This window comes from Secundilactobacillus paracollinoides DSM 15502 = JCM 11969, assembly GCF_001311135.1.
Classification (GTDB): domain Bacteria; phylum Bacillota; class Bacilli; order Lactobacillales; family Lactobacillaceae; genus Secundilactobacillus; species Secundilactobacillus paracollinoides.
On the sequence record NZ_BBAG01000039.1, the window covers coordinates 23,930 to 32,470 of the forward strand.

Annotated in this window: 7 protein-coding genes and 1 pseudogene; 4 read left to right on the top strand and 4 right to left on the bottom strand. The window is 42.4% G+C overall.

Annotation, left to right across the window (positions count from 1 at the left end; all coding sequences use genetic code 11):
• Window positions 1-42 precede the first annotated feature (42 nt).
• The 3 genes and pseudogenes from nrdE (at window position 43) to JCM11969_RS11795 (ending at window position 4,072) form a co-directional block, all read left to right on the top strand.
• Window positions 43-2,213, top strand: a pseudogene (gene nrdE / locus JCM11969_RS11785) (class 1b ribonucleoside-diphosphate reductase subunit alpha).
• 24 nt (window positions 2,214-2,237) lie between these two features.
• Entirely contained in the window at window positions 2,238-3,194 is a 957-nt protein-coding gene (nrdF, locus tag JCM11969_RS11790) for a class 1b ribonucleoside-diphosphate reductase subunit beta (protein WP_054711469.1), read from the top strand.
• Between the two features lie 296 nt (window positions 3,195-3,490).
• Window positions 3,491-4,072, top strand: coding sequence for an LOG family protein (locus JCM11969_RS11795; protein ID WP_054711473.1), 582 nt, complete (start codon window positions 3,491-3,493; stop codon window positions 4,070-4,072).
• 55 nt (window positions 4,073-4,127) lie between these two features.
• On the opposite strand, the gene JCM11969_RS11800 is transcribed toward JCM11969_RS11795, so the two are convergent.
• The 4 genes from JCM11969_RS11800 to JCM11969_RS19220 form a co-directional block, all read right to left on the bottom strand.
• Window positions 4,128-5,123, bottom strand: coding sequence for a D-2-hydroxyacid dehydrogenase (locus tag JCM11969_RS11800; RefSeq protein WP_054711476.1), 996 nt, complete (start codon window positions 5,121-5,123; stop codon window positions 4,128-4,130).
• A 388-nt stretch (window positions 5,124-5,511) separates the two neighbouring features.
• Window positions 5,512-6,381 carry a DUF4811 domain-containing protein gene (locus JCM11969_RS11805; protein ID WP_054711479.1) on the bottom strand — a complete coding sequence of 290 codons (870 nt, stop codon included), beginning with the start codon at window positions 6,379-6,381 and terminating at the stop codon, window positions 5,512-5,514.
• A gap of 2 nt (window positions 6,382-6,383) precedes the next feature.
• On the bottom strand, window positions 6,384-7,280 hold the full coding sequence (locus JCM11969_RS19215) for an MFS transporter (RefSeq protein ID WP_225353278.1): 897 nt from the start codon (window positions 7,278-7,280) through the stop codon (window positions 6,384-6,386).
• Entirely contained in the window at window positions 7,261-7,845 is a 585-nt protein-coding gene (locus JCM11969_RS19220) for an MFS transporter (protein WP_225353279.1), read from the bottom strand. The genes JCM11969_RS19215 and JCM11969_RS19220 overlap by 20 nt, the downstream gene beginning before the upstream one ends.
• A 117-nt stretch (window positions 7,846-7,962) precedes the next feature.
• Between JCM11969_RS19220 and JCM11969_RS11815 the strand changes: the two genes are divergently transcribed.
• On the top strand, window positions 7,963-8,523 hold the full coding sequence (locus tag JCM11969_RS11815; protein ID WP_054711482.1) for a TetR/AcrR family transcriptional regulator: 561 nt from the start codon (window positions 7,963-7,965) through the stop codon (window positions 8,521-8,523).
• Window positions 8,524-8,541: the final 18 nt, after the last annotated feature.

Sequence of the window (8,541 nt, forward strand, 5' to 3'; positions counted from 1 at the left end):
TTTACCGAACTAATCAACCAAAGAAAAGAGTGAGTTTACCAAATGTCCCTGAAAGATCTTACCGACGTGACCTACTACGACCTCAACAACGAGATCAATATCCCAGTCAATGGTCAAATTCCATTGAACAAGGATCAGGAAGCCTTAGACGCCTTCTTAACCCAAAATGTGAAGCCAAATACGAAACAATTCGAGACGCTCCGTGCCCGTTTCGATTATCTGATCGATAACGACTACATCGAGGCTGACTTTTTAAACCAGTATCCCTTTGATTTCGTAGAACAGTTGTACGCTTATTTAAAGTCGCAAAACTTCCACTTTAAGTCATTTATGGCAGCCTACAAGTTCTATGCGCAGTATGCATTGAAGTCAAATGACGGCGATTTATATCTGGAAAACTACATTGACCGGGTTGCAATGAACGCGCTGTACTTCGCAGACGGTGACCAAAAGCTGGCCATGGATCTTGCTGATGAAATGATTCACCAACGCTACCAACCAGCAACGCCCAGTTTTTTAAGTGCTGGTCGAAAGCAACGTGGGGAACTTGTTTCATGTTTCTTGATCCAGTCTACCGATGACATGAACACCATTGGTCGAACCATTAACTCCGCTCTTCAACTGTCTCGAATCGGCGGTGGTGTCGGTATCAACCTCTCAAACCTGCGTGGTGCGGGCGATCCTATCAAGCACGTTGAGGGCGCAGCAAGCGGTGTCGTCCCAGTGATGAAGTTGTTGGAGGACAGTTTCTCCTACTCTAACCAGTTGGGTCAACGTCAAGGTGCCGGTGTCGTTTATTTGAGCGTCTTTCACCCAGACATCGTCGCCTTTCTCTCTGCTAAGAAGGAAAACGCCGACGAAAAGATTCGGTTAAAGACGTTATCCCTTGGCATCACCGTACCAGATAAATTTTACGACCTCGTCCGAGACAACGAAGAGATGTACCTCTTTAGTCCCTACGATGTGGAACGCGAATACGGCAAGCCATTCTCCTATGTTGACATTACTGAAGAATACGACAACATGGTGGCGAACAAAAACATCCGCAAAAAGAAGATGATGGCACGGGAACTGGAAACTGAAATTGGGAAACTCCAACAGGAATCCGGCTACCCTTACATTATCAACATTGACACAGCTAACCGGGCCAACCCCATTGACGGTCGAATCGTCATGAGTAACCTGTGCTCAGAAATTTTGCAGGTTCAAACCCCGTCAACCGTAAACAATAAGCAAGAATACAGTACCATGGGGCGCGACATTTCATGTAACCTTGGCTCAACCAACATCGTTAACTTAATGGCAAGCCCTGACTTTGGCCACTCCGTTGAAACGATGGTCCGTGCTTTGACCTTCGTTACAGACCACTCAGACATTGATGTTGTCCCATCCATTCAACGTGGGAACCACCTGTCACACACGATTGGTCTGGGTGCCATGGGGCTGCACAGTTACTTTGCCAAGAACCACATGAACTACGGTGATGAAGATTCTCTGGAATTCACCAGCACCTACTTTATGCTGCTCAACTACTGGACACTGAAGGCGTCAAATGAAATTGCGAAGGAACGTCATGAATCCTTCTACAAATTCGACAAGAGCGCTTACGCTGACGGCACCTACTTTGACCAGTATTTAGACGGCAGCCAAGATTTCGAACCAAAATCTGACAAGGTCAAGGGACTTTTTGAAGGTATTTTTGTGCCGTCAAAGGCCGACTGGGAAGCCTTGAAACAGGCAATCATGACCGATGGCCTCTACCACCAAAACCGGATGGCAGTTGCACCGAACGGCTCAATCTCGTATATTAATGATACAACCGCTAGTTACATCCCATCATTAACCGGGTCGAAGAACGTCAAGAAAAGAAGATCGGAAATATTTATTACCCAGCACCATACCTGTCAAACGACACCATGCCCTACTACAAATCAGCCTACGATACCGATATGCGTAAGGTGATCGACGTCTACGCCGCTGCGCAAAAGCACGTCGACCAAGGCATGAGTTTGACGCTGTTCATGCGTTCAACGATTCCAGCTGGTTTATATGAATGGAAGGATGGCCGAACCGATAAGATGACCACGCGTGATCTGAGTATTTTACGGAACTATGCCTACAAGAAAGGCATCAAGTCCATTTACTACGTTCGGACCTTCACCGACGATGATAATGAGATCGGTGCAAACCAGTGTGAAAGTTGTGTTATTTAGTCAACTATACAAAGGAGTCCCACTATGACTGAGCAGTACCATGCAATAAACTGGAATGCCATCGATGACCAGATCGACAAGGCAACCTGGGAAAAATTAACCGAACAATTTTGGTTGGACACGCGGATCCCGCTGTCTAACGATTTAGATGACTGGCGGGAACTTGACGATAAGCACCGTTGGGTCGTCGGTCACGTGTTTGGCGGGCTCACCTTGCTGGACACCCTGCAGTCCCAAGATGGAATGGCTTCCTTACGAAAGGATACGCGGACGCAACATGAAATGGCTGTTTTAAACAATATCCAGTTCATGGAATCCATTCATGCCAAGAGTTACTCATCCATTTTCTCAACGTTAAATACGCCGGATGAAATCGATGAGATCTTTGACTGGAGTGATTCGGAGGAATTCCTGCAAAACAAGGCGATCCGTATTCGTGATCTCTACCACGATGATGATCATCCGCTCAAGAAGAAGATTGCGAACGTGTTCTTGGAAACTTTCTTGTTCTATTCCGGTTTCTTTACCCCACTCTACTATCTGGGTCACAATAAGCTGCCAAACGTCGCTGAGATCATTAAATTAATTTTGCGTGACGAATCTGTTCACGGCACCTACATTGGCTATAAATTCCAGTTAGGGTACAACCAAATGGGCGAAAATGAACAGCAGGAAATCAAAGATTGGATGTATAATTTCTTGTACGAACTGTACGAGAACGAAGAAAAATACACCCACCTCGTGTACGACCAAGTCGGCTGGACGGATGAAGTGTTGACCTTTATCCGCTACAATGCCAACAAGGCTTTGATGAACCTTGGGCAAGACCCCCTCTTCCCAGATACAGCTGAAGATGTCAATCCAATCGTCATGAACGGGATCTCAACTTCAACGGCTAACCACGACTTCTTCTCACAGGTTGGGAACGGGTATCTGTTGGGGAATGTTGAAGCAATGAATGATTCTGATTATGATATTTAAATGAGCGTTCAAAAAAGAACTTGAGGAAATCCTCGAGTTCTTTTTTATCATTGAATGTAAGCGATTAAAATACCGTTATCAGCTTTGATTGCTGCTAAAGGTCTCATCAGCCGTCTATGAAGTTAAAGACGGTCTACCGCCTGTTTTAAGAAATCAACGGCCTTTTAGTTAACGCTTCAAAAGTAACCTTAAGATCAATCACATCACCTTGCATTCTGTTTGTGATAAACGTAAGCTATTGAAAACAGGGCGCATTGAAGTTTCAATTGAGGCCCTCACTATTTGGAGGCTTGCACATGACAGCATCTGGTAAAAATATTGGCGTTTTTTGCGGCTCAAATCACGGGCTAAACGCGCACTTCACTGACGCAGCCCAAGTCGTTGGAACATACATCGCGGACCACGGCGACACACTGGTCTATGGTGGCGGCAGTAAAGGACTCATGGGGACAGTGGCCGCAGCGGCCGCTGAACGCAACGGAAAGATTATTGGTGTCATGCCCCGCTTTTTGATTCAGCGCGGGATCAGCGACCAAAATATTTCTGAATTTATCGAAACAAAAACCATGGATGAGCGGAAAACGAAAATGATGCAACTCTGTGATGCGTTCATTGTATTGCCTGGCGGGTTCGGTACTCTAGAAGAGTTTAACTCGCTACTGTCTTGGAGCCAGATGGATCTGCATCAAGTCCCCATTGTACTCTACAATGTTGATCATTTTTTCGATCCCATGGTGGCGATGTTGGAAAATAGCTATGATGCCGGGTTTGCGCCAGCGGAGAATCGACAGCTGTATCTGAGTTCTGACTCACTGGCAGAAATTGTGACGTTCTTCGACCAATTTGCGCACACGTTGCCGAACAAATATACAAATTAATTTAAAAACGGTCGCCCGATAGATTCTCGGTGACCGTTTTTTAGACGTTTTTTAATTATTCTACCTGAAACTCTGCCCGGTTTTGACGACCGAACTCCAGCAGGCTATTCAGAGACCCATTCACCATATTCGTCACTGCCACGTCCGTGTGGAAGGCCATGTGTGGAGACAACAGAACGTTAGGTAGTTTCCCAAGTGCAATCAACTGCGGATCGGTTAATTTTTCGGTGGTGTTGTACTGCTGCATCGCAGCTGTTTCATTTTCAAATGCATCCAGTGCCGCACCCGCAATCTCATGATTAGCTAACGCGGTCTGCAGTGCGTCCAGATCGATCAAAGCACCCCGAGCCGTATTCACAATAATAGCGGTTGGTTTCATGAGCTTCAGTGTCTCGGCATTGATGAGGTGATAATTACTCTTCACCGCTGGGACATGCAGCGTAATGATGTCGGCAGTTTTAAAAATAGCCTCAGGATTTGAGACATATGTCACGCCATCATGCTCCCCCGCTTCAATCATCGGATCATATGCCATTAGCGTTGCACCAAATGCCTGATAAATGACCATTGCGTGCCGTCCAATTCGGCCGGTGCCAATGACACCAACAGTTTGCTTACGCAGCTCACGACCCATAAAATCAGGTGACCAGTGGAAGTCACCAGCTAACTGTTGCTGCGCAATGTATTTCGTCCGTCGTAACAGATTCAATACCTGGGTGACGGAAAATTCAGCAATGGCATATGGTGAATAAGCGGGAACGTTGCTGATCTTGATGCCATAGTCACTGGCTGCTTGCCGATCAAGGTTGTCTACACCAACGTTTCGTAAAGCCAGGAAAGTAATCTGCATGGCCGCCATTTTTTTGAAGAGTTCACGCGGATACGGGATCGTCTGTAGGGCTGAAATGCCTGTGGACCCCTCAGCTTTTTGCACCGTGTCGACTGTCAGGAAGTCTTCAGTCATTGCCAGCTCAACATCTGGATGATTGGCCTGCCAATCTTTGATAAACGCAATCTCATCGGGACGAACATTGTATACATAAATTTTCATGGGTGTGGCTTCCTTTCAGCACAACGCAACGGTTGTTTTACGTGCAATAGTGATATGATCTCACCTTTAATTTTATCTAATTATTGCTGGTATCGTGCTGATTTCGACTTATTCTTAGTCAATGTTAATTTTATCAATCGTCCTCACATTATTCTGGGTTTAAACTGCTTTAACATTGAAACTATATTCTAACAAAATGAAATCACTTTCTAAGTGAATTCACCATTTCATAAATTAAGGTATTTATAGATTGGTATTATCACCCTGTAGCATATTGACAACCTAATATTGTGAGCTTTTCGTTATCTATATTAAACCCAACCACAAAATAGACCAGCAGTGACCTTTCCTTGGAACAATAAAAATGATGGCACTTATCGCTCAAAGATCATGAGCCCAGCTCCTGCTTTAACGACTTAATCAACAATTGCTTACTATATGCTTTACCCTGCTGCTTAATTTCCGGCAAGTCGTTATTTTTAACCTGCTTCATTGTTTTAACTTTTAATTCTGACGTGACTTTTTCCGTGATAATACGCTTTTCCTGGTTATAGGAAGCTTGATTGGTTAATAAAGATGGATTGGTTTCAATAGCCTGCTTTAACTGTGATGCAACCAGCTCTGGGGCCTGCATTTTCACCGCCTGCATAACCTTTTTTTGAACTTCGGTTTTGATATATGCATTTACTTTAACCTTCACTTTTGATTGTTCCCGTTTAATCATTTCTGGTAACAACTTCGCTTGTTTTACTTCCACAACTAACCAGTTTTGGGGAATTTCAAAAGTATAAGTTGAAGACTGTCGTCGATTCGTAGTACTCCCTAAGAAAAGAATATGGCACAACTTGTTTTTGTATTCATATCGGCGAGTTTGAGTCATGAGTTTGGCTGATTTTTCCTTTTTATTAGAATCCACAACCTTAATATGAAAATGGGATTGGCTCGTTTTCTTTAGTGTGCCATACACACTTGGTTTAAACAGATAAATACGCTCACTCATGTTTTGAGTAGTTCCAAGTTGCTTATAAACAATCATTGGAATCGGACTAGCATAACTACTATCTAACTCAACTTTTGTCGTATCAGTTTTTAAATGCATGCCTAAATTATCATTATCATTTTTATAGATTAGCCAAAGCGACCCACAGACTGCAATTAAGCTGATTAATGCTAATCCCCCATAATATTTATTCTTAAAAAGCATGATTGTGCTGAAACAGAATAGTACAATCATTATTAAGAGAAACAAAATAATCATGATCACCCCTCCTTAACGGAATTATCGTTAGGTAAAAACAGCACCAAAGCAACGCCCACCACGCAGAAAAATACGCAAAACAAAAATGCCAGATGATACCCTTTTAGTTCGGCAGTTTCAGCAAGGCGCTTGTATAACAAAGGTGTTCTTGTAAGCACATGTTTTACAGGCATGTTGGATTTAGTTTCGTTTGTTAAAATACTCATCAATACAGCTGTACCAATCGAACCAGCAACCTGCCGGAAAGTATTATTAATACTTGTGCCGTGACTCATCTTATCGATAGTCAGAGAGTTCATACCAGCTGTCGTAATTGGCATTAAAACCAACCCAATACCAATCATTCGCACTGCGTAAATAGCCATAATATAAATGAGCGATGAAGAACTATCTAACTTTGTCATTGATAATCCACCCAAGATAATTAAAATAAAGCCTGCTAATCCCATTCCTTTTGCACCGACCTTATCAAATGTTCGACCAGAAATCATTGACGTTATAGCGACAGCAATGGCGCCAGGAAATAGTAGTAGCCCAGCATGGAAAGCTGACTCCCCTATGATAGTTTGAATATACAAAGTGAACACCATTTCAATACCGACCATGGCAATATAGTTAATGGCGACAATAATGGTGGTCAATAAGAATCGACCCGACTTTAAAATCGACAAGTCTAAAACTGGTTTGTCTAGTTTAAATTGACGCCACCCAAATAGATAAATCAAAATAAGACTAATAACGAGATAGACGTAAAATTTTGAATTCTCCCAACCCCAGGTAGCAACTTCCGTAAAAGCATAAAGTAACAAACCAAATCCAGCAGAAGATTCAATGATCGACACGATATCCAGGCTGGGATGCGTGTTCTCCAAAACATCTCTAACTGAAAAAAGTGCCAAAAGGAAAACTACTATTAGCAATTGGTAAAACTGATAAAAATAACATTCTCCAAGAATAATGAAGCAATAGCCATCCTGAAAGCGTAGGACCCACAGCAGGTGCAAGTGCGACAATCAAACCATTCAATCCCATTGCCATGCCACGTTCATTTACTGGGTATATCGTTAGAAGCGTTGTTTGAACAAGTGGCGCCGTAATTCCGGTTCCAATCGCTGCAACAAGGCGTCCAATTAGCAGCACTGTAAAATTAGTGGCCACAGCGCTCAAAGATAAACCAACAATGAATAGTGCCATCGCCGAAAGGTAAAGGACTTTTGTTGATACACGATTCATTAAAAAGGCACTTATCGGCACCATGATTCCCATAACCAGCATTGTTCCATTCGTTAACCATTCAACAGTATCTGCCGAAACGTTAAAATCATTCATTAAACTTGGAAATGCATTGATCAACATTGTGACTGTCATAAAAGTCGTAAAACTACCTAGTAATAACGACAAAACGAGCAACATGCGATTATATTTTCTACCATGTACATCAAGTAATTCATTTGATCGATTCATTATATTCCTCCTAAACTACATAATGTAGTTTTTAAATCCAATATGCAGTTTACTACAACTTATTGTAATTGTAAATTATCATCTCTAGGAATATAATTGTGTTGAGGTGAACCAATAATGACACGACGCGATATCAACATGACAGCAATCACAGAAACCGCAATAAACATTGGTAATAAAGATGGACTTGATAGCCTTACGATGCCGAAAATAGCACGGTCTTTGGGAATCAAGTCACAGTCCCTATACAATCATGTTAATAATTTAGGTGAGATACGAATAGCAATGAGTATTTCACTTTTTAAATCCCTGAAGCAAGAATTATTAGAGGGCATGCTAGGTTTATCCGGACGAGACGCAATTAATATGTACTTTAAAGTCTTTCATCAATTTTGTATGGATCATCTTCACTTGAATCGACTGCTTTTTTTACCGGCTCAAGACCAATCTGCTGACTTAACTGCAGCATTCCAAGATGTTATTCAAATTCTAATTCGATTGTTACAAGATATACTTCCTGATGAGACAACAATCGACCTGTATACAAAGACTTTAATGTCAGTGTTTGTGGGCTTCACAATGAACGAAACCAATAATGCATTTAAGACTAATCCCAACCATCAAGACACTAATCTTAGCGAGATGGTGGATTTAATTTTCAAAACAGTAGAACCATAAAACTGCATTTTTATCGGT